This is a genomic window from Pseudomonas sp. B19(2017), assembly GCF_002113165.1.
Classification (GTDB): Bacteria; Pseudomonadota; Gammaproteobacteria; order Pseudomonadales; family Pseudomonadaceae; genus Aquipseudomonas.
This window is the reverse complement of record NZ_NEJR01000012.1, coordinates 145,982-167,177: the sequence shown is the minus strand read 5'-3', so window position 1 is coordinate 167,177 and position 21,196 is coordinate 145,982. Positions and strand designations below refer to the sequence as shown.

17 protein-coding genes and 4 tRNA genes are annotated in these 21,196 nt (G+C 58.0%); all 21 read left to right on the top strand.

The window, feature by feature from the left end:
• The first annotated feature begins 235 nt into the window (after positions 1–235).
• The 21 genes from birA to rpsJ all read left to right on the top strand — a co-directional run bounded on the left by birA (position 236) and on the right by rpsJ (position 21,121).
• A complete protein-coding gene (birA, locus tag CAF70_RS17630) occupies positions 236–1,195 on the top strand; it encodes a bifunctional biotin--[acetyl-CoA-carboxylase] ligase/biotin operon repressor BirA (protein WP_085626173.1) in 960 nt (319 codons plus the stop codon).
• The gene (locus tag CAF70_RS17625; protein ID WP_085626172.1) at positions 1,185–1,934 is read left to right on the top strand and encodes a pantothenate kinase; all 750 of its coding nucleotides are present in this window, start codon (positions 1,185–1,187) and stop codon (positions 1,932–1,934) included. Before birA ends, CAF70_RS17625 begins: the two co-directional genes overlap by 11 nt.
• A 7-nt stretch (positions 1,935–1,941) precedes the next feature.
• Positions 1,942–2,367 carry a hypothetical protein gene (locus CAF70_RS17620; protein WP_085626171.1) on the top strand — a complete coding sequence of 142 codons (426 nt, stop codon included), beginning with the start codon at positions 1,942–1,944 and terminating at the stop codon, positions 2,365–2,367.
• 152 nt (positions 2,368–2,519) lie between these two features.
• Positions 2,520–2,603, top strand: a tRNA-Tyr gene (locus tag CAF70_RS17615).
• A 24-nt stretch (positions 2,604–2,627) separates the two neighbouring features.
• A tRNA-Gly gene (locus CAF70_RS17610) sits at positions 2,628–2,701 on the top strand.
• A 29-nt stretch (positions 2,702–2,730) separates the two neighbouring features.
• Positions 2,731–2,806 (top strand) — tRNA-Thr (locus CAF70_RS17605).
• Between the two features lie 78 nt (positions 2,807–2,884).
• Positions 2,885–4,078 carry an elongation factor Tu gene (gene tuf, locus CAF70_RS17600; protein ID WP_013970626.1) on the top strand — a complete coding sequence of 398 codons (1,194 nt, stop codon included), beginning with the start codon at positions 2,885–2,887 and terminating at the stop codon, positions 4,076–4,078.
• Between the two features lie 54 nt (positions 4,079–4,132).
• Positions 4,133–4,208, top strand: a tRNA-Trp gene (locus CAF70_RS17595).
• 44 nt (positions 4,209–4,252) lie between these two features.
• Entirely contained in the window at positions 4,253–4,621 is a 369-nt protein-coding gene (secE, locus tag CAF70_RS17590; protein WP_003257081.1) for a preprotein translocase subunit SecE, read from the top strand.
• Between the two features lie 9 nt (positions 4,622–4,630).
• The gene (gene nusG, locus CAF70_RS17585) at positions 4,631–5,164 is read left to right on the top strand and encodes a transcription termination/antitermination protein NusG (protein ID WP_003255501.1); all 534 of its coding nucleotides are present in this window, start codon (positions 4,631–4,633) and stop codon (positions 5,162–5,164) included.
• A 119-nt stretch (positions 5,165–5,283) separates the two neighbouring features.
• Positions 5,284–5,715, top strand: a complete 432-nt coding sequence (gene rplK, locus CAF70_RS17580; RefSeq protein WP_003255500.1) for a 50S ribosomal protein L11 — start codon at positions 5,284–5,286, stop codon at positions 5,713–5,715.
• Positions 5,715–6,410, top strand: coding sequence for a 50S ribosomal protein L1 (gene rplA, locus CAF70_RS17575; protein ID WP_085626170.1), 696 nt, complete (start codon positions 5,715–5,717; stop codon positions 6,408–6,410). Before rplK ends, rplA begins: the two co-directional genes overlap by 1 nt.
• Before the next feature lie 197 nt (positions 6,411–6,607).
• Complete coding sequence (gene rplJ / locus CAF70_RS17570) at positions 6,608–7,108, top strand: 50S ribosomal protein L10 (RefSeq protein WP_016715872.1); 501 nt, start codon at positions 6,608–6,610, stop codon at positions 7,106–7,108.
• A 77-nt stretch (positions 7,109–7,185) separates the two neighbouring features.
• The gene (rplL, locus tag CAF70_RS17565; RefSeq protein ID WP_085626169.1) at positions 7,186–7,551 is read left to right on the top strand and encodes a 50S ribosomal protein L7/L12; all 366 of its coding nucleotides are present in this window, start codon (positions 7,186–7,188) and stop codon (positions 7,549–7,551) included.
• Positions 7,552–7,771: 220 nt separating this feature from the next.
• Positions 7,772–11,845, top strand: coding sequence for a DNA-directed RNA polymerase subunit beta (gene rpoB, locus CAF70_RS17560; RefSeq protein WP_013970631.1), 4,074 nt, complete (start codon positions 7,772–7,774; stop codon positions 11,843–11,845).
• Between the two features lie 64 nt (positions 11,846–11,909).
• The gene (gene rpoC / locus CAF70_RS17555; protein ID WP_085626168.1) at positions 11,910–16,109 is read left to right on the top strand and encodes a DNA-directed RNA polymerase subunit beta'; all 4,200 of its coding nucleotides are present in this window, start codon (positions 11,910–11,912) and stop codon (positions 16,107–16,109) included.
• Between the two features lie 211 nt (positions 16,110–16,320).
• Positions 16,321–16,692: a 30S ribosomal protein S12 gene (gene rpsL, locus CAF70_RS17550; RefSeq protein ID WP_003255492.1), complete on the top strand. Its 372-nt coding sequence runs from the start codon at positions 16,321–16,323 to the stop codon at positions 16,690–16,692.
• A gap of 106 nt (positions 16,693–16,798) precedes the next feature.
• The gene (gene rpsG / locus CAF70_RS17545) at positions 16,799–17,269 is read left to right on the top strand and encodes a 30S ribosomal protein S7 (RefSeq protein WP_003246741.1); all 471 of its coding nucleotides are present in this window, start codon (positions 16,799–16,801) and stop codon (positions 17,267–17,269) included.
• Positions 17,270–17,299: 30 nt separating this feature from the next.
• Complete coding sequence (fusA, locus tag CAF70_RS17540) at positions 17,300–19,447, top strand: elongation factor G (RefSeq protein ID WP_085626167.1); 2,148 nt, start codon at positions 17,300–17,302, stop codon at positions 19,445–19,447.
• Between the two features lie 27 nt (positions 19,448–19,474).
• Positions 19,475–20,668 (top strand): elongation factor Tu, encoded by a 1,194-nt coding sequence (gene tuf / locus CAF70_RS17535; protein ID WP_013970626.1) that lies wholly within the window; start codon positions 19,475–19,477, stop codon positions 20,666–20,668.
• 141 nt (positions 20,669–20,809) lie between these two features.
• Positions 20,810–21,121: a 30S ribosomal protein S10 gene (gene rpsJ, locus CAF70_RS17530; protein WP_003186070.1), complete on the top strand. Its 312-nt coding sequence runs from the start codon at positions 20,810–20,812 to the stop codon at positions 21,119–21,121.
• Positions 21,122–21,196: the final 75 nt, after the last annotated feature.

Genomic DNA, 21,196 nt, shown 5'->3' with positions numbered 1-21,196 from the left:
AGTGAAACGATGCATCGCCGATGGTAGTGTGGGGTTTCCCCATGTGAGAGTAGGTCATCGTCAAGATTCATTTCGCAAAACCCCTATCTGCGCATGCAGGTAGGGGTTTTGTCTTTGTGGCGGAAAAACAGTCGCGCTCCTACATGGGCCGTTCGCCGCCGTTGATAGGCCCTTTACCTATGCAAGCCAACAGCCCATAGCTATCATGCCTGCCTTATTCCAAGTCGAGACTGGCATGCTGAAGTTGTTGAATCTCCTCAAGGATGGCCGGTTCCATTCCGGAGAAGCTCTGGGGGCGGCCCTCGGGGTGAGTCGCAGCGCCGTTTGGAAGCAGCTGCAGCACCTGGAGAGTGAACTGAACCTCACCATTCACAAGGTTCGTGGGCGCGGCTATCAGCTGGCGGCGCCACTGGCTTTGCTCGATGCCCAGGCGATCGCCGGTTTTGCCGAAGGCGAGCAGTGGCCCGTTTTCATTCATGAAACCATCGATTCGACCAACGCCGAAGGCCTGCGGCTCGCCGGGGCGGGGCAGACCGCTCCGTTTCTTGTCCTGGCCGAGCGCCAGAGCGCTGGCCGTGGTCGCCGCGGTCGGCAATGGGTCAGCCCGTTCGCTGAAAACCTCTATTACAGCCTGGTGCTTCGTGTGGATGGCGGCATGCGCCAGCTTGAAGGCTTGAGCTTGGTGGTAGGGTTGGCGGTAATGCGTACCCTGCGGGCGTTTGGCGTAAAGGATGTGGGGCTCAAATGGCCCAACGACGTCCTCGTTCGGGAGCAGAAGATCACCGGCATTCTCCTGGAATTGGTGGGCGACCCGGCGGATGTCTGTCATGTAGTGCTGGGTATTGGCATCAATGTGAACATGCAGGCCAACGACCAGGTCGACCAAGTGTGGACCTCGATGCGTCGTGAAGTGGGTGCGACAATCGACCGTAACCGGTTGGCGGCAATGCTCAGTCAACAGTTGCAGCACGAATTGGCACGACATCGACGTTACGGCTTTGCCGCATTCCAGGAAGAATGGGAACAGGCGCACCTCTGGCAGGGGCGCAAGGTTTCTCTGGTTGCAGGTAGTACACGCATTGATGGCGTGGTGCTTGGCGTCGACGGGCAGGGCGGCTTGCGCCTTGAGGTGGACGGGGTGGAAAAGAGCTTCAGTGGTGGTGAGCTCAGTTTGAGGTTGCGTGATGATTCTTGAGCTCGATTGCGGTAACAGCTTTATCAAGTGGCGAGTAATCCACGTCACTGATGCGGCGATTGAAAGTGGCGGTATCGTCGACTCCGATCAGGCGCTGGTGGCCGAAGTGGCTGCACTGCCCGCGGTGCATCTTACCGGCTGCCGCATTGTCAGTGTACGCAGTGAGGCGGAAAACGACGCTCTGTGCGCGATGATTGCCCAGGCGTTTGCAGTGCAGGCGCGGGTGGCGCACCCAGCCCAGGAAATGGCGGGTGTGCGCAATGGTTATGTCGACTACCAGCGTCTGGGCATGGACCGTTGGTTGGCGGCCCTGGGCGCATATCACCTTGCCAAGGGCGCCTGCCTGGTCATTGATCTGGGCACCGCTGCAAAAGCGGATTTCGTTGCGGCGGACGGTGAGCACCTGGGTGGCTACATCTGCCCAGGCATGCCATTGATGCGTAGCCAGTTGCGTACCCACACCCGGCGTATCCGTTATGACGATGCCTCCGCCGAGCGTGCGTTGGCCAGTTTGGCGCCAGGGCGCTCGACTGTCGAAGCTGTCGAGCGCGGTTGCGTATTGATGCTGCAGGGTTTTGCGCGTACCCAGCTCGAGCAGGCGCGTGCATTGTGGGGGGAGAATTTCACGGTATTCCTTACAGGCGGCGATGCGCCGCTGGTAAGGGAGGCCGTGCCGCAGGCGCGTGTCGTGCCTGACCTGGTTTTCGTAGGCCTGGCCATGGCCTGCCCATTGAATTGAGGTGCCTATGCGTTGGTTGTTTCTGCTGTTACTGGTGCTCAACGTCTTTTATTACGTGTGGCATCAGCAGGAAGCCCCGCTGAAGGTCAAGGAGGTCGCGCCCCTGTCGCTGTACAAGGGCAGTCAGCAAGAGATTCGCCTGTTGCGTGAAACGGGTGTGTCGGCACCACCCAAGCGCCGGGATGAGTGCTTGGTAGTGGGTGGTGCAATGGCACAGGGGCAGCTCGATGCACTGCGTCAGCGCCTCTTGAGTCTGGACATTGCCACGCAGCCTATAGTGGGGCAGCTGCCTGGAGCAGATGGTCGTTGGCTCAAGGTTGCCCCGGAAAGCGAGCGATTGCTGGATCAAACCGTCCTCGTGAGTCTTTCCAACGATTTCAAAGACTTAAAACACAAAATTATTTTCTGCCAGGGTATTGCAACTGGCGAATAGCTTGATAGAATGGCGCCCGCTTCACAGGGAACACCACTCAGGTGGTAGAACTGGAAGCGGTGTCAAAGCAGCTAAGTTTCAGATTTGATTGAAAAAATTTGAAAAAACGCTTGACACTAGGACGGCAGACAAATAGAATGCCGGCCACATCTGGAGGGATTCCCGAGCGGTCAAAGGGGACGGACTGTAAATCCGTTGCGAGAGCTTCGAAGGTTCGAATCCTTCTCCCTCCACCAGTTTTAGCGAGAGCCGCAAGCTCCGCGGGTATAGTTTAGTGGTAGAACCTCAGCCTTCCAAGCTGATGATGCGGGTTCGATTCCCGCTACCCGCTCCAAGTTTGCTGGATTTTGCACAAAGTGTTTCGCTCTTGTAGCTCAGTTGGTAGAGCACACCCTTGGTAAGGGTGAGGTCAGCGGTTCAAGTCCGCTCAAGAGCTCCATATAAACAAGGCAGATATGAAAATATCTGCCTTTGTTTTATCAGCGCAAGACTATTTCTTCTGCGGAGGATTGTATCGATGGCTAAGGAAAAGTTTGATCGTTCCCTTCCCCACGTTAACGTCGGCACTATCGGCCACGTTGACCACGGTAAGACCACTCTGACCGCAGCTCTGACTCGCGTCTGCTCCGAAGTTTTCGGTTCGGCAGTCGTTGAGTTCGACAAGATCGACTCGGCTCCGGAAGAAAAAGCGCGCGGTATCACCATCAACACCGCTCACGTCGAGTACAACTCGAACATTCGTCACTACGCTCACGTTGACTGCCCAGGTCACGCTGACTACGTGAAGAACATGATCACCGGTGCTGCCCAGATGGACGGCGCGATCCTGGTTTGCTCGGCCGCCGATGGTCCGATGCCACAAACCCGTGAGCACATCCTGCTGTCCCGTCAGGTAGGCGTTCCGTACATCGTGGTCTTCCTGAACAAGGCTGACCTGGTAGACGACGCTGAGCTGCTGGAACTGGTCGAGATGGAAGTTCGCGACCTGCTGTCCACCTACGACTTCCCAGGCGACGACACCCCGATCATCATCGGTTCGGCTCGTATGGCCCTGGAAGGCAAAGACGACAACGAAATGGGTACTACCGCTGTCAAGAAGCTGGTAGAAACTCTGGATGCCTACATCCCTGAGCCAGTTCGTGCCGTTGACCAGCCGTTCCTGATGCCGATCGAAGACGTATTCTCGATCTCGGGTCGTGGTACCGTTGTAACCGGTCGTATCGAGCGTGGTATCGTCCGCGTTCAGGATCCGCTGGAAATCGTTGGTCTGCGTGACACCACCACCACCACCTGCACCGGTGTTGAGATGTTCCGCAAGCTGCTGGACGAAGGTCGTGCTGGCGAGAACTGCGGCGTTCTGCTGCGTGGTACCAAGCGTGACGACGTTGAGCGTGGCCAGGTTCTGGTCAAGCCAGGTTCGGTCAAGCCGCACACCAAGTTCACCGCAGAAGTCTACGTTCTGTCGAAGGAAGAAGGCGGTCGTCACACTCCGTTCTTCAAAGGCTACCGTCCTCAGTTCTACTTCCGTACCACTGACGTGACCGGTAACTGCGAGCTGCCGGAAGGCGTTGAAATGGTAATGCCAGGTGACAACATTCAGATGACTGTTACCCTGATCAAGACCATCGCAATGGAAGACGGTCTGCGCTTCGCTATCCGTGAAGGCGGTCGTACCGTCGGCGCCGGCGTCGTAGCAAAAATTATTGAATAAGTAGTTGATTTACTTGATCAGGCCGGTATAATGGCCGGCCTGATACAGCGTTACAGGTCAGTAGCTCAATTGGCAGAGCGACGGTCTCCAAAACCGTAGGTTGGGGGTTCGATTCCCTCCTGACCTGCCATTTCACCTCGGTGTGATGGCTTTCTTCTCACAGGATCCTCCTCGATGACTCCCAAAACTGAAGCCCAAGAATCGCGTTTTGATCTGTTCAAGTGGCTGGCTGTAGTGGCTTTGGTGGTTGTCGGCGTAGTGGGTAATCAGTATTACTCCGCCTCCCCGATCCTGTATCGCGTTCTCGCACTTCTCGTCCTGGCTGCTGTCGCGGGCTTTGTAGCTCTGCAGACTGCGAAGGGCAAGTCGTTCTTTGCGCTGGCGAAGGAAGCTCGTACCGAGATCCGTAAAGTCGTGTGGCCGACCCGCCAGGAAACCACCCAGACCACGCTGATTGTCGTGGCTGTCGTGCTGGTTATGGCACTGCTGCTGTGGGGTCTTGATTCCCTGCTCGGCTGGGCGGTCTCCCTGATCGTTGGCTAAAGGTGTCCCGTGGCTAAGCGTTGGTATGTTGTGCATGCTTACTCGGGTTACGAGAAGCATGTAATGCGCTCCCTGATCGAGCGCGTCAAGCTGGCTGGCATGGAAGACGGTTTCGGCGAGATCCTGGTCCCGACCGAAGAAGTCGTCGAAATGCGCAACGGCCAGAAGCGCAAGAGTGAGCGTAAATTCTTCCCTGGCTATGTGCTGGTCCAGATGGAGATGAACGAAGGGACTTGGCACTTGGTCAAGGACACCCCTCGTGTGATGGGCTTCATTGGTGGCACTGCAGACAAGCCTGCACCGATCACCGATAAAGAAGCTGAGGCTATCCTGCGTCGCGTTGCCGACGGTAGCGACAAGCCGAAGCCGAAGACGCTGTTCGAGCCGGGTGAAGTGGTTCGAGTCATTGACGGTCCGTTCGCTGACTTCAATGGTAGTGTCGAAGAAGTTAACTACGAAAAGAGTCGCCTGCAGGTGGCGGTGCTCATTTTCGGTCGCTCTACTCCGGTGGAGCTCGAGTTCAGCCAGGTCGAAAAGGTCTAGGCGGACGAAGCATCCCATACCCCGCAGCCCTGTGTGCTGCGGGGTTTTGTCGTCACTGGGATAAAACGCAAGTCATCCGGGGAGCCATCAGGCGTTCGTACCCGATATTGGAGTAGCTCATGGCTAAGAAGATTCAGGCTTACATCAAGCTGCAAGTTAAGGCCGGCCAGGCCAACCCAAGCCCACCCGTTGGTCCAGCACTGGGTCAACACGGTGTGAACATCATGGAATTCTGCAAGGCCTTCAACGCCCGTACCCAGGGTCAAGAAGCCGGTCTGCCGACTCCTGTGATCATCACTGTCTACAGCGACCGTAGCTTCACCTTCGAGACCAAGAGCACCCCTGCCTCGGTTCTGCTGAAGAAAGCTGCCGGCCTGACCAGTGGTTCGGCTCGTCCGAACACCGTTAAAGTCGGTACCGTTACCCGTGCTCAGCTGGAAGACATCGCGAAAGCCAAACAGGCTGACCTGACTGCCGCTGACCTGGACGCTGCTGTACGCACCATCGCTGGCTCTGCCCGCAGCATGGGCCTGAACGTGGAGGGTGTGTAATGGCTAAGCTGACCAAACGCCAAAAGGCAATCGCCGAGAAAATCGAAGCAGGCAAGGCCTACAACTTCGAAGAAGCGGCAACTCTGCTGGCCTCGCTGCCTGCTGCCAAGTTCGTAGAGTCCTACGACATCGCCGTTAACCTCGGTGTTGACCCGCGTAAATCCGACCAGGTCGTACGTAGCGCTACCGTGCTGCCACACGGCACTGGCAAGACCGTTCGCGTTGCCGTCTTCACCCAGGGTCCAGCTGCTGAAGCTGCTCTGGCTGCCGGCGCTGACCGCGTAGGTATGGACGATCTGGCTGCCGAAATGAAAGGCGGCGACCTGAACTATGACGTCGTCATCGCATCGCCTGATGCCATGCGCGTTGTAGGTCAGCTGGGTCAGGTTCTGGGTCCTCGCGGCCTGATGCCTAACCCGAAAGTGGGTACCGTGACCCCAGACGTAGCCGGCGCCGTCAAGAACGCCAAGGCTGGTCAGGTTCGCTACCGTACCGACAAGAACGGTATCATCCACACCTCCGTTGGCAAGATCGGCTTTGAAGCTGGCAAGCTGAAGGAAAACGTTGAAGCCCTGATCGCTGATCTGAAGCGTATCAAGCCAGCTTCTTCGAAAGGTATCTACGTTAAGCGCGTTACCCTGAGCACCACCATGGGCCCAGGTCTGGTCATCGATCAGAGCTCGCTGAACGTGTAAGAACATGGTGGCGCGACCTGTCGCGCCACCAGCAAAAATTGGGGTCCCTGCCTGGCGGGGGCTATCCAAGACCGTAGGCGGCGCAAGCCTTAAAATTCCAGCCCACGCAGATGGTGCTCCCGATTCGTTACCGAATCAGACACCAAAACGACATCCGGCTTCGGCCAGATGAAACGGTAAAAACCAGGAGTAAACCCGTGGCAATTAAACTCGAAGACAAGAAGGCCATCGTCGCTGAAGTCAACGAGGCTGCCAAAGTCGCTCTGTCCGCTGTCGTGGCTGATGCCCGTGGTGTGACTGTAAGCGCAATGACCGGACTCCGTAAAGAGGCCCGCGAGGCTGGCGTTTACGTACGTGTCGTACGTAACACCCTGCTCAAGCGCGCTGTTGAAGGCACCGAATTTTCGATCCTCAACGACGCGTTCAAAGGCCCGACCCTGATTGCTTTCTCCAACGAACACCCGGGCGCTGCCGCTCGTCTGTTCAAAGAGTTTGCCAAGGGTCAGGACAAGTTCGAGATCAAGGCAGCTGCGTTTGACGGCAATTTCATTGCAGCGAACCAGATCGACGTGTTGGCTACCCTGCCGACCCGCGACGAAGCTATCGCAAAACTGATGAGCGTTATTCAAGGCGCCACCAGCAAGCTGGCTCGTACTCTGGCAGCCATTCGCGACCAGAAAGAAGCTACCGCCGCCTAAGGCGTGCGAACTCTTTCAAAATCATACGTTTAATTTGATGGCTGCGTAGGCTGTCACCCCAATACAGGATTTAAGTCATGTCTCTGACTAACGAACAAATCATCGAAGCAATCGGCCAGAAAACCGTTCTGGAAGTTGTTGAGCTGATCAAAGCTATGGAAGAAACCTTCGGCGTTACCGCTGCTGTTGCCGCTGCTGGCCCAGCTGCTGCTGCTGCCGTTGTTGAAGAGCAGACCGAGTTCAACGTCGTTCTGACCGAAGCTGGCGACAAGAAAGTAAACGTGATCAAGGCCGTTCGTGAACTGACCGGTCTGGGCCTGAAAGAAGCCAAAGAGAAAGTCGACGGCGCTCCTCAGGTTATCGCTGAAGGCGTTTCGAAAGAAGCCGCTGAAGACGCGAAGAAGAAGCTGGAAGAAGCTGGCGCTAAAGTCGAGCTGAAGTAATCTCGACCTTGCGACTCCAGTCCGAGCGTTGAGCGAAGGGCTGATGGCTGGTGGCTTATGCCACCGGCCTTTTTCCGTTATTGGTGGCCGGTCAGGCCGGCCCCGATAACAAGCTGCAAGACACCCATGTGGGTGGCGCAAACCAAGGGGTTTGCACGATTTTCTGGCTGCTCCCGCCGGGAGAAGCCAAACAAGCAGGTGACCAAGCTGGGGAACGCTGATGGCTTACTCATACACTGAGAAAAAACGTATCCGCAAGGACTTTAGCAAGTTGCCGGACGTCATGGATGTGCCTTACCTCCTGGCCATCCAGCTGGATTCGTATCGCGAATTCCTGCAAGCGGGAGCATCCAAGGATCAGTTCCGCGACGTCGGCCTGCACGCGGCCTTCAAATCGGTATTTCCGATCATCAGCTACTCCGGCAATGCTGCCCTGGAGTACGTAGGCTATCGCCTGGGCGAACCCGCCTTCGATGTGAAGGAATGTGTCCTGCGTGGCGTGACCTTCGCGGTCCCACTGCGGGTCAAGGTGCGCCTGATCATCTTCGACAAGGAATCGTCGAACAAAGCGATCAAGGACATCAAAGAGCAAGAAGTCTACATGGGTGAAATCCCCCTGATGACTGAGAACGGTACCTTCGTTATCAACGGTACCGAGCGTGTGATCGTTTCCCAGCTGCACCGTTCGCCTGGTGTGTTCTTTGACCACGACCGTGGCAAGACTCACAGCTCCGGCAAGCTGCTGTACTCCGCTCGCATCATCCCTTACCGCGGTTCCTGGCTGGACTTCGAGTTCGACCCGAAAGACTGCGTGTTCGTACGTATCGACCGTCGCCGCAAACTGCCGGCCTCGGTGCTGTTGCGTGCCCTGGGTTACAGCACTGAAGAAGTGCTGAACACCTTCTACACCACCAACGTCTTCCACATTTCCGGCGAGAAACTCAGCCTGGAACTGGTGCCGCAGCGTCTGCGTGGTGAGGTTGCGGTCATGGATATCCATGACGAAACCGGCAAAGTCATCGTCGAGCAGGGCCGCCGTATTACCGCGCGCCATATCAACCAGCTCGAGAAGGCCGGCGTCAAGCAGCTGGACGTTCCTATGGAATACGTCCTGGGCCGCACTACCGCCAAGGCCATCGTGCATCCGGCTACCGGCGAGATCCTGGCCGAATGCAACACCGAGATGACCACCGAACTGCTGATCAAGGTCGCCAAGGCACAGGTCGTCCGTATCGAGACCCTGTACACCAACGACATCGATTGCGGTCCGTTCATCTCCGACACCCTGAAGATCGACACCACCAGCAACCAGCTGGAAGCGCTGGTCGAGATCTACCGCATGATGCGTCCTGGCGAGCCGCCAACCAAGGATGCTGCCGAGACGCTGTTCAACAACCTGTTCTTCAGCGCCGAGCGTTACGACCTGTCCGCCGTTGGCCGCATGAAGTTCAACCGTCGTATCGGTCGTACCGAGATCGAAGGTTCGGGCGTGCTGAGCAAGGAAGATATCGTCGAGGTTCTGAAGACCCTGGTCGACATCCGTAACGGCAAAGGCATCGTCGACGACATCGACCACCTGGGTAACCGTCGCGTACGTTGCGTCGGCGAGATGGCCGAGAACCAGTTCCGCGTTGGCCTGGTGCGCGTCGAGCGCGCGGTCAAGGAACGCCTGTCGATGGCGGAAAGCGAAGGCCTGATGCCTCAAGACCTGATCAACGCCAAGCCGGTTGCGGCGGCGGTGAAAGAGTTCTTCGGCTCCAGCCAGCTGTCCCAGTTCATGGACCAGAACAACCCGCTCTCCGAGATCACCCACAAGCGCCGCGTCTCCGCACTCGGCCCAGGCGGTCTGACCCGTGAGCGTGCCGGCTTCGAAGTCCGTGACGTACACCCGACCCACTATGGCCGCGTGTGCCCGATCGAGACCCCTGAAGGTCCGAACATCGGTCTGATCAACTCCCTGGCAGCTTATGCCCGCACCAACCAGTACGGCTTCCTGGAAAGCCCGTATCGCGTGGTGAAGGAAGGCGTGGTCAGCGACGACATCGTGTTCCTGTCGGCCATTGAAGAAGCGGATCACGTCATCGCCCAGGCTTCGGCCGCGATGAACGAGAAGAAGCAGCTGATCGATGAGCTGGTAGCTGTTCGTCACCTGAACGAATTCACCGTCAAGGCGCCGGAAGACGTCACCCTGATGGACGTTTCGCCGAAGCAGGTTGTTTCGGTCGCTGCGTCGCTGATTCCGTTCCTCGAGCACGACGACGCCAACCGTGCGTTGATGGGTTCGAACATGCAGCGTCAGGCTGTGCCGACCCTGCGTGCCGACAAGCCGCTGGTAGGTACCGGCATGGAGCGCAACGTTGCCCGTGACTCCGGTGTTTGCGTGGTTGCTCGCCGCGGTGGTGTGATCGATTCGGTCGATGCCAGCCGTATCGTTGTTCGCGTTGCCGACGACGAAGTGGAAACCGGCGAAGCAGGTGTGGATATCTACAACCTGACCAAGTACACCCGTTCGAACCAGAACACCTGCATCAACCAGCGTCCGCTGGTGAGCAAGGGTGACAAGGTTCAGCGTGGCGATATCATGGCCGACGGCCCGTCCACCGACATGGGTGAACTGGCACTGGGTCAGAACATGCGCATCGCGTTCATGGCGTGGAACGGCTTCAACTTCGAAGACTCCATCTGCCTGTCCGAGCGTGTGGTCCAGGAAGACCGTTTCACCACCATCCACATTCAGGAACTGACCTGTGTGGCGCGTGACACCAAGCTTGGCCCAGAGGAAATCACTGCGGACATCCCGAACGTGGGTGAAGCCGCACTGAACAAGCTGGACGAAGCCGGTATCGTCTACGTGGGTGCCGAAGTCGGCGCTGGCGACATCCTGGTCGGCAAGGTTACGCCAAAAGGCGAAACCCAGCTGACTCCGGAAGAAAAACTGCTGCGCGCGATCTTCGGTGAGAAGGCCAGCGACGTTAAGGACACCTCTCTGCGCGTGCCGACCGGCACCAAGGGTACCGTCATCGACGTACAGGTCTTCACCCGTGATGGCGTCGAGCGCGACAGCCGCGCCCTGGCCATCGAGAAGATGCAGCTGGACGAGATCCGCAAGGACCTCAACGAAGAGTTCCGCATCGTCGAAGGTGCAACCTTCGAACGTCTGCGTTCCGCCCTGAACGGCCAGGTGGTCGACGGTGGCGCGGGCCTGAAGAAAGGCACCGTGATCACTGACGAAGTGCTGGACGGTCTGGAGCACGGCCAGTGGTTCAAACTGCGCATGGCTGAAGATGCACTGAACGAGCAGCTGGAAAAGGCTCAGCAGTACATCGTCGATCGTCGCCGTCTGCTGGACGACAAGTTCGAAGACAAGAAGCGCAAGCTGCAGCAGGGTGATGACCTGGCACCGGGCGTACTGAAGATCGTCAAGGTCTACCTGGCAATCCGCCGTCGCATCCAGCCGGGTGACAAGATGGCCGGTCGTCACGGTAACAAGGGTGTTGTCTCGGTCATCATGCCGGTTGAAGACATGCCGCACGACGCCAACGGTACTCCGGTCGACGTCGTACTGAACCCGCTGGGCGTACCTTCGCGTATGAACGTTGGTCAGATCCTCGAAACCCACCTGGGCCTTGCGGCCAAGGGGCTGGGCGAGAAGATCGACCGCATGATCGAAGAGCAGCGCAAGGCCGCTGAGCTGCGCGTGTTCCTGACCGAGGTCTACAACGAGATCGGCGGTCGTCAGGAAAACCTCGACGAGTTCACCGACGAAGAGATCCTGGCCCTGGCCCACAACCTGAAGAAGGGCGTGCCAATGGCTACCCCGGTCTTCGACGGTGCCAAGGAGCGCGAGATCAAGGCCATGCTGAAGTTGGCCGACCTGCCAGAGAGCGGCCAGATGGTGCTGTTCGATGGCCGTACCGGCAACAAGTTCGAGCGTCCTGTGACCGTTGGTTACATGTACATGCTCAAGCTGAACCACTTGGTGGACGACAAGATGCACGCGCGTTCCACTGGTTCCTACAGCCTGGTTACCCAGCAGCCGCTGGGTGGTAAGGCGCAGTTCGGTGGTCAGCGTTTCGGGGAGATGGAAGTGTGGGCGCTGGAAGCATACGGCGCGGCATACACCCTGCAAGAAATGCTCACAGTGAAGTCGGACGACGTGAACGGCCGTACCAAGATGTACAAGAACATCGTGGATGGCGATCACCGTATGGAGCCGGGCATGCCCGAGTCCTTCAACGTGTTGATCAAAGAGATCCGTTCGCTCGGTATCGATATCGATCTGGAAACCGAATAACACGTGACGCGAAGGGGAGTGGGGCAGGTAATGCCCGCTCCCTGCTCCGCCAGGAGGAAAGGCCTTGAAAGACCTACTGAATTTGCTGAAAAACCAGGGTCAAGTCGAAGAGTTCGACGCCATCCGCATCGGTCTGGCGTCGCCTGAAATGATCCGTTCGTGGTCGTTCGGTGAAGTTAAGAAGCCGGAAACCATCAACTACCGTACGTTCAAGCCTGAGCGTGACGGCCTGTTCTGCGCCAAGATCTTTGGCCCAGTCAAGGACTACGAGTGCCTGTGCGGCAAGTACAAGCGCCTCAAGCACCGCGGTGTTATCTGCGAGAAGTGCGGCGTTGAAGTTGCCCTGGCCAAGGTTCGTCGTGAGCGCATGGCGCACATCGAACTGGCCTCGCCGGTTGCCCACATCTGGTTCCTGAAGTCGCTGCCGTCCCGTATCGGCCTGCTGATGGACATGACCCTGCGTGACATCGAGCGCGTGCTCTACTTCGAGAGCTACGTCGTTATCGACCCGGGCATGACCACCCTGGAAAAGGGCCAGCTGCTGAACGACGAGCAGTACTTCGAAGCGCTGGAAGAGTTCGGTGACGACTTCGACGCCCGCATGGGTGCCGAGGCTGTCCGCGAGCTGCTGCACGCTATCGACCTGGAGCACGAGATCGGTCGCCTGCGCGAAGAAATTCCGCAGACCAACTCGGAAACCAAGATCAAGAAGCTGTCCAAGCGCCTGAAGCTGATGGAAGCGTTCCAGGGCTCGGGCAACCTGCCTGAGTGGATGGTCCTGACCGTCCTGCCAGTGCTGCCGCCGGACCTGCGTCCGCTGGTTCCGCTGGATGGCGGCCGCTTCGCGACCTCCGACCTGAACGACCTGTATCGTCGGGTGATCAACCGTAACAACCGTCTGAAGCGCCTGCTGGATCTGTCGGCGCCGGACATCATCGTGCGCAACGAAAAGCGCATGCTGCAGGAAGCGGTCGACGCCCTGCTGGACAACGGTCGTCGCGGTCGCGCCATCACTGGCTCGAACAAGCGTCCGCTGAAGTCCCTGGCCGACATGATCAAAGGTAAGCAAGGTCGCTTCCGTCAGAACCTGCTCGGTAAGCGTGTGGACTACTCCGGCCGTTCGGTAATTACCGTAGGCCCGACCCTGCGTCTGCACCAGTGCGGTCTGCCGAAGAAGATGGCCCTCGAGCTGTTCAAGCCGTTCATTTTCGGCAAGCTGGAAATGCGTGGTCTGGCGACCACCATCAAGGCTGCCAAGAAGATGGTCGAGCGCGAGCTGCCAGAGGTTTGGGACGTGCTCGCCGAGGTGATCCGCGAACACCCCGTGCTGCTCAACCGTGCACCGACCCTGCACCGTCTGGGTATCCAGGCCTTTGAACCGGTTCTGATCGAAGGTAAGGCTATCCAGCTGCACCCGCTGGTCTGTGCCGCGTACAACGCCGACTTCGACGGTGACCAGATGGCCGTTCACGTGCCGCTGACGCTGGAAGCCCAGCTCGAAGCGCGCGCGCTGATGATGTCGACCAACAACATCCTGTCGCCAGCCAACGGTGAGCCAATCATCGTTCCGTCGCAGGACGTGGTACTGGGTCTGTACTACATGACCCGTGAAGCCATCAACGCCAAGGGCGAAGGTCGCGTATTCGCCGACCTGCAGGAAGTCGACCGCGTATTCCGCGCCGGCGAGGCTGCCCTGCACGCGAAAATCAAGGTTCGTATCAACGAAACCGTGAAAGAGCGTGACGGTTCCGTGGTCAAGAACACCCGCATTGTCGACACTACCGTCGGCCGTGCGCTGCTGTTCCAGGTTGTACCGGCAGGCCTGCCGTACGACGTGGTCAACCAGCCAATGAAGAAGAAGGCGATCTCCAAGCTGATCAACCAGTGCTACCGCGTGGTTGGTCTGAAAGAGACCGTTATCTTCGCTGACCAGCTGATGTACACCGGCTTTGCTTACTCGACCATTTCCGGCGTTTCCATCGGTGTTAACGACTTCGTTATCCCGGACGAGAAAGCCCGCATCATCGGTAACGCTACCGACGAAGTGAAGGAAATCGAGAGCCAGTACGCCTCCGGCCTGGTAACCCAGGGCGAGAAGTACAACAAGGTCATCGACTTGTGGTCGAAGGCGAACGACGAAGTGTCCAAGGCGATGATGGCCAACCTCTCGAAAGAGAAAGTCATCGACCGCGAAGGCAAGGAAGTCGAGCAAGAGTCCTTCAACTCGATGTACATGATGGCTGACTCCGGTGCGCGTGGTTCGGCAGCCCAGATCCGTCAGCTGGCCGGTATGCGTGGCCTGATGGCCAAGCCGGACGGCTCGATCATCGAGACGCCGATCACCGCGAACTTCCGTGAAGGCCTGAGCGTACTCCAGTACTTCATCTCGACTCACGGTGCTCGTAAGGGTCTGGCGGATACCGCACTGAAGACCGCTAACTCCGGTTACCTGACTCGTCGTCTGGTAGACGTTGCCCAGGATCTGGTAGTAACCGAGATCGACTGCGGCACTGACCAGGGCCTGCTGATGACGCCGCACATCGAAGGCGGCGACGTTGTAGAGCCGCTGGGTGAGCGCGTACTGGGTCGCGTCATCGCGCGTGACGTGTTCAAGCCAGGCACCGAGGACGTCATTGTTCCTGCCGGTACTCTGGTAGACGAGCAGTGGGTCGAGTTCATCGAGCTGAACAGCATCGACGAAGTGATCGTGCGTTCGCCGATCAACTGCGAAACCCGCTACGGCATCTGCGCCAAGTGCTACGGTCGCGACCTGGCTCGTGGTCACCAGGTGAACATCGGTGAAGCTGTCGGCGTTATCGCTGCCCAGTCGATCGGTGAGCCAGGTACCCAGCTGACCATGCGTACGTTCCACATCGGTGGTGCTGCTAGCCGTACCTCGGCTGCCGACAGCGTCCAGGTGAAGAACGGCGGTATGGTGCGTCTGCACAACCTGAAGCAGGTAGAGCGTGCCGATGGCAACCTGGTTGCCGTATCGCGTTCGGGCGAACTGGCCATTGCCGACGAATTCGGTCGTGAGCGTGAGCGCTACAAGCTGCCTTACGGTGCGGTGATTTCGGTCAAGGAAGGTGACAAGGTCGAAGCTGGCGCCATCGTCGCCAAGTGGGACCCGCACACCCACCCGATCGTAACCGAACTGAAAGGTACCGTGACCTTCGTGGGCATGGAAGAAGGCATCACCATCAAGCGTCAGACCGACGAATTGACCGGTTTGACCAACATCGAAGTCCTGGACGTCAAGGATCGCCCTGCCGCTGGCAAGGAAATCCGTCCGGCAATCAAGATGGTCGACGCTTCTGGCAAGGACCTGTACCTGCCAGGTACCGACGTACCTGCCCAGTACTTCCTGCCGGCCAACGCCCTCGTCGGCGTGGCTGACGGTGCCCAGATCGGTGTAGGTGACGTTATCGCGCGTATCCCGCAAGAAACGTCGAAGACCCGTGACATCACCGGTGGTCTGCCGCGCGTTGCCGACCTGTTCGAAGCGCGCCGCCCGAAAGAAGCCTCGATTCTGGCTGAAGTCAGCGGCACCATCGCGTTCGGTAAGGAAACCAAGGGCAAGCGTCGTCTGGTCATCACCCCGACCGACGGTAGCGATCCGTATGAAGAGCTGATTCCGAAGTGGCGCCACCTGAACGTCTTCGAAGGCGAACAGGTAAACCGCGGCGAAGTTATCTCCGACGGCCCGAGCGATCCGCACGACATCCTGCGTCTGCTGGGTGTGAGCGCGCTGGCGAAGTACATCGTCAACGAGATCCAGGACGTTTACCGTCTGCAAGGCGTAAAGATCAACGACAAGCACATCGAGACCATCCTGCGTCAGATGCTGCGCAAGGTCGAGATCTCCGAGTCGGGCGATTCCAGCTTCATCAAGGGCGACCAGATGGAACTGACCCAGGTACTGGTAGAGAACGAGCGTCTCGCCGCCGAGGACAAGTTCGTCTCCAAGTTCACCCGCGTGCTGCTGGGTATCACCAAGGCGTCGCTGTCGACCGAGTCGTTCATCTCCGCGGCTTCCTTCCAGGAAACCACCCGCGTACTGACCGAAGCGGCGGTAACCGGCAAGCGCGACTACCTGCGCGGCCTGAAAGAGAACGTGGTCGTGGGTCGTCTGATCCCGGCCGGTACCGGTCTGGCCTACCACAGCGAGCGCAAGCGTCGCCGTGATGCCGACAAGCCGCTGCGTGTAAGCGCCAGTGAGGTGGAAGCCGCACTGACCGAAGCGCTGAATTCCAGCGGTAACTAAGTACAGGGCAGGGCCCCGGCAAGCCCCGGACGGTCATCGACGACATGAAATGTTGCCGATGATCGGGCGGGGAGGGCCGGGGCCTTGTCTTGACTGGGTGCAAGATCCTCTTTAGACTTTTGTACCCTTAAATTTGGTGAGGCTCCGTCTCGCCAATTTTTGGCTTTCTTGCAAGACAATAGAGTCGCAAGACAATCAGTGGAGCTAGTAGATGGCAACTATCAACCAGCTGGTACGTCAGCCGCGTAAGCGTTCGGTCGAGAAGTCCGACGTTCCTGCGCTGCAGAACTGCCCGCAGCGTCGTGGCGTGTGCACCCGTGTGTACACCACCACGCCGAAAAAACCTAACTCGGCACTGCGTAAAGTATGCCGTGTGCGTCTGACCAACGGTTTCGAGGTTTCCTCGTACATCGGCGGTGAAGGCCACAACCTGCAAGAGCACAGCGTCGTCCTGATCCGTGGCGGCCGTGTAAAAGACTTGCCAGGTGTTCGTTACCACACCGTTCGCGGCTCTCTGGATACTTCGGGCGTTAAAGGCCGTAACCAGGGTCGTTCGAAGTACGGTACCAAGCGTCCGAAGTAATCGGTCGTTTGCAGACATCCATTTTTTTGAGTCGATAAGAGTAAGGTCGGGCAGGGGTCGAAGACCCACGTCCCGGGCTAACCTGAAGACCGTTTGAGGGCTTATCATGCCAAGACGTCGTGTAGCAGCAAAACGTGAGATCCTGGACGATCCGAAGTACGGATCCCAGATCCTCGCCAAGTTCATGAACCACGTGATGGAAAGCGGCAAGAAGGCCGTAGCCGAGCGCATCGTTTACGGTGCCCTGGATACCGTCAAAGCACGCAAGAACAGCGATCCCCTGGAAATCTTCGAGAAAGCTCTCGACGCCATCGCTCCGCTGGTCGAAGTTAAGTCCCGTCGTGTCGGCGGTGCCACTTACCAGGTTCCGGTTGAAGTTCGTCCATCCCGTCGTAACGCTCTGGCAATGCGCTGGCTCGTAGACTACGCCCGCAAGCGCGGCGAGAAGTCGATGGCTCTGCGCCTGGCCGGCGAACTGCTGGATGCTGCTGAAGGCAAGGGTGCTGCAGTCAAGAAGCGTGAAGACGTGCACCGTATGGCCGAGGCCAACAAAGCGTTCTCGCACTACCGCTTCTAATTCAAGCATCAATCATTTTGCGAGGGCTTTATGGCTCGTACTACAGCAATTAACCGCTACCGTAACATCGGTATCTGCGCCCACGTTGACGCGGGCAAGACTACCACTACCGAGCGGATCCTGTTCTACACAGGTCTGAGCCACAAGATGGGCGAGGTGCACGACGGCGCCGCGACCACCGACTGGATGGTGCAGGAGCAGGAGCGCGGTATCACCATTACCTCCGCTGCCGTTACCACCTTCTGGAAAGGTTCCCGTGGTCAGTACGACAACTACCGCGTAAACGTCATCGATACCCCCGGCCACGTTGACTTCACCATTGAAGTAGAGCGTTCGCTGCGTGTACTCGACGGCGCGGTCGTTGTGTTCTGCGGTACCTCCGGCGTTGAGCCGCAGTCCGAAACCGTATGGCGTCAGGCCAACAAGTACGGCGTTCCACGTGTTGTCTACGTGAACAAGATGGACCGTGCTGGTGCCAACTTCCTGCGCGTTGTCGGCCAGATCAAGAACCGCCTGGGTCACACCCCGGTTCCGGTCCAGCTGGCTATCGGTGCGGAAGACGACTTCCAGGGTCAGGTCGACCTGATCAAGATGAAAGCCATCTACTGGAACGAAGACGACAAGGGCACCACCTACCGCGAGGAAGAAATTCCTGCGGATATGGTCGAGCTGGCTAACGAATGGCGCAACAACATGGTTGAAGCCGCCGCCGAAGCCAACGAAGAACTGATGAACAAGTACCTTGAAGAAGGTGAGCTGACCGTCGAAGAGATCAAGGCAGGCCTGCGCGCGCGCACCCTGGCCAGCGAGATCGTTCCGGCTGTCTGCGGTTCGTCGTTCAAGAACAAGGGCGTTCCCCTGGTTCTCGATGCCGTTATCGACTTCCTGCCTGCTCCGACCGAAATCCCGGCGATCAAGGGTATCCACCCTGACCTGATCGACGTGCCGAAGGACGAAGTCAAGCCTGAGCAGTTCGACGAGCGTCACGCTGACGACAACGAGCCGTTCTCGGCCCTGGCGTTCAAGATTGCCACCGACCCGTTCGTTGGTACTCTGACCTTCGTCCGCGTTTATTCGGGCTTCCTGACCTCCGGTGACTCCGTCATCAACTCGGTCAAGGGCAAGAAAGAGCGCGTTGGTCGTATGGTGCAGATGCACGCCAACCAGCGTGAAGAAATCAAGGAAGTACGTGCAGGCGACATCGCTGCTCTGATCGGCATGAAGGACGTCACCACCGGTGACACCCTGTGCAACGCCGACAAGCCGATCATCCTCGAGCGTATGGACTTCCCTGAGCCTGTGATTTCGCTCTCCGTAGAGCCGAAAACCAAGGCTGACCAGGAGAAGATGGGTATCGCACTGGGCAAGCTGGCCCAGGAAGACCCGTCGTTCCGCGTCAAGACCGATGAAGAAACCGGTCAGACCATCATCTCCGGTATGGGTGAGCTGCACCTGGACATCCTCGTTGACCGCATGAAGCGCGAGTTCAACGTCGAGGCCAACATCGGCAAGCCGCAGGTTTCGTACCGCGAGAAGATCACCAAGTCCAACGTCGAGATCGAAGGCAAGTTCGTTCGTCAGTCGGGCGGTCGTGGTCAGTTCGGTCACTGCTGGATCCGTTTCTCGGAGCCGGATTCGGACGACAAGGGCAACATCACCGAAGGTCTGGTGTTCTCCAACGAAGTCGTTGGTGGTGTAATTCCTAAGGAATACATCCCTGCGATCCAGAAGGGTATCGAAGAGCAGATGAAAAACGGCGTTGTTGCCGGTTATCCTCTGATCGGCCTGAAGGCCGCGGTATTCGACGGTTCGTACCACGACGTCGACTCCAACGAAATGGCGTTCAAGATCGCTGCTTCGATGGCAACCAAGCAACTGGCCCAGAAGGGCGGTGGCGTGGTTCTCGAGCCGATCATGAAGGTCGAAGTTGTAACCCCGGAAGACTACCTGGGTGACGTGATGGGTGACCTGAACCGTCGTCGTGGTCTGGTCCAGGGTATGGATGAGTCGGTCTCTGGCCGTGTCGTCCGCGCTGAAGTTCCGCTCGGAGAGATGTTCGGTTACGCAACCGACGTTCGTTCCATGTCTCAGGGTCGCGCAAGCTACTCCATGGAATTCTCCAAATACGCCGAAGCTCCGTCGAACATCGTCGAAGCACTCGTTAAAAAACAAGGCTAATCCCCTTTAGGCAAGAGGTTCACTGTCGTGGCTAAAGAAAAATTTGATCGTTCCCTTCCCCACGTTAACGTCGGCACCATCGGCCACGTTGACCACGGTAAGACCACTCTGACCGCAGCTCTGACTCGCGTCTGCTCCGAAGTTTTCGGTTCGGCAGTCGTTGAGTTCGACAAGATCGACTCGGCTCCGGAAGAAAAAGCGCGCGGTATCACCATCAACACCGCTCACGTCGAGTACAACTCGAACATTCGTCACTACGCTCACGTTGACTGCCCAGGTCACGCTGACTACGTGAAGAACATGATCACCGGTGCTGCCCAGATGGACGGCGCGATCCTGGTTTGCTCGGCCGCCGATGGTCCGATGCCACAAACCCGTGAGCACATCCTGCTGTCCCGTCAGGTAGGCGTTCCGTACATCGTGGTCTTCCTGAACAAGGCTGACCTGGTAGACGACGCTGAACTGCTGGAACTGGTCGAGATGGAAGTTCGCGACCTGCTGTCCACCTACGACTTCCCAGGCGACGACACCCCGATCATCATCGGTTCGGCTCGTATGGCCCTGGAAGGCAAAGACGACAACGAAATGGGTACTACCGCTGTCAAGAAGCTGGTAGAAACTCTGGATGCCTACATCCCTGAGCCAGTTCGTGCCGTTGATCAGCCGTTCCTGATGCCGATCGAAGACGTATTCTCGATCTCGGGTCGTGGTACCGTTGTAACCGGTCGTATCGAGCGTGGTATCGTCCGCGTTCAGGATCCGCTGGAAATCGTTGGTCTGCGTGACACCACCACCACCACCTGCACCGGTGTTGAGATGTTCCGCAAGCTGCTGGACGAAGGCCGTGCTGGCGAGAACTGCGGCGTTCTGCTGCGTGGTACCAAGCGTGACGACGTTGAGCGTGGCCAGGTTCTGGTCAAGCCAGGTTCGGTCAAGCCGCACACCAAGTTCACCGCAGAAGTCTACGTTCTGTCGAAGGAAGAAGGCGGTCGTCACACTCCGTTCTTCAAAGGCTACCGTCCTCAGTTCTACTTCCGTACCACTGACGTGACCGGTAACTGCGAACTGCCGGAAGGCGTTGAAATGGTAATGCCAGGTGACAACATTCAGATGACTGTCACCCTGATCAAGACCATCGCAATGGAAGACGGTCTGCGCTTCGCTATCCGTGAAGGCGGTCGTACCGTCGGCGCCGGCGTCGTGGCCAAAATCATCGAGTAATCACTCGACCGATTGAAAAAACCCCCGCTCAGCGGGGGTTTTTTTTATTGGGTTGACACTAAATGGGGGCGTCTATAGAATCACGCCTCCTTTTAGCGGGCGTAGTGCGTCCGTTGGGAACAGCCTGGAGTCTGAAATCCAATGCAAAATCAGCAAATCCGTATCAGGTTGAAGGCTTTCGACCATCGCCTGATCGACCAATCCACCCAGGAAATCGTGGAAACCGCGAAACGTACTGGTGCACAAGTGCGTGGTCCAATTCCACTGCCTACCCGCAAAGAGCGTTTCACCGTTCTGGTTTCCCCGCACGTCAACAAAGACGCGCGTGACCAGTACGAGATCCGCACTCATAAGCGCGTTCTGGACATCGTCCAGCCAACGGATAAAACCGTTGATGCGCTGATGAAGCTTGATCTGGCGGCAGGTGTGGAAGTACAGATCAGCCTCGGCTAAGACTTCGGTCTAGTCGTGTAACGCTCTGAAATGGGCGGCCATAGCGGGTGAAAGCCCCGTACACTCATGAGGTTT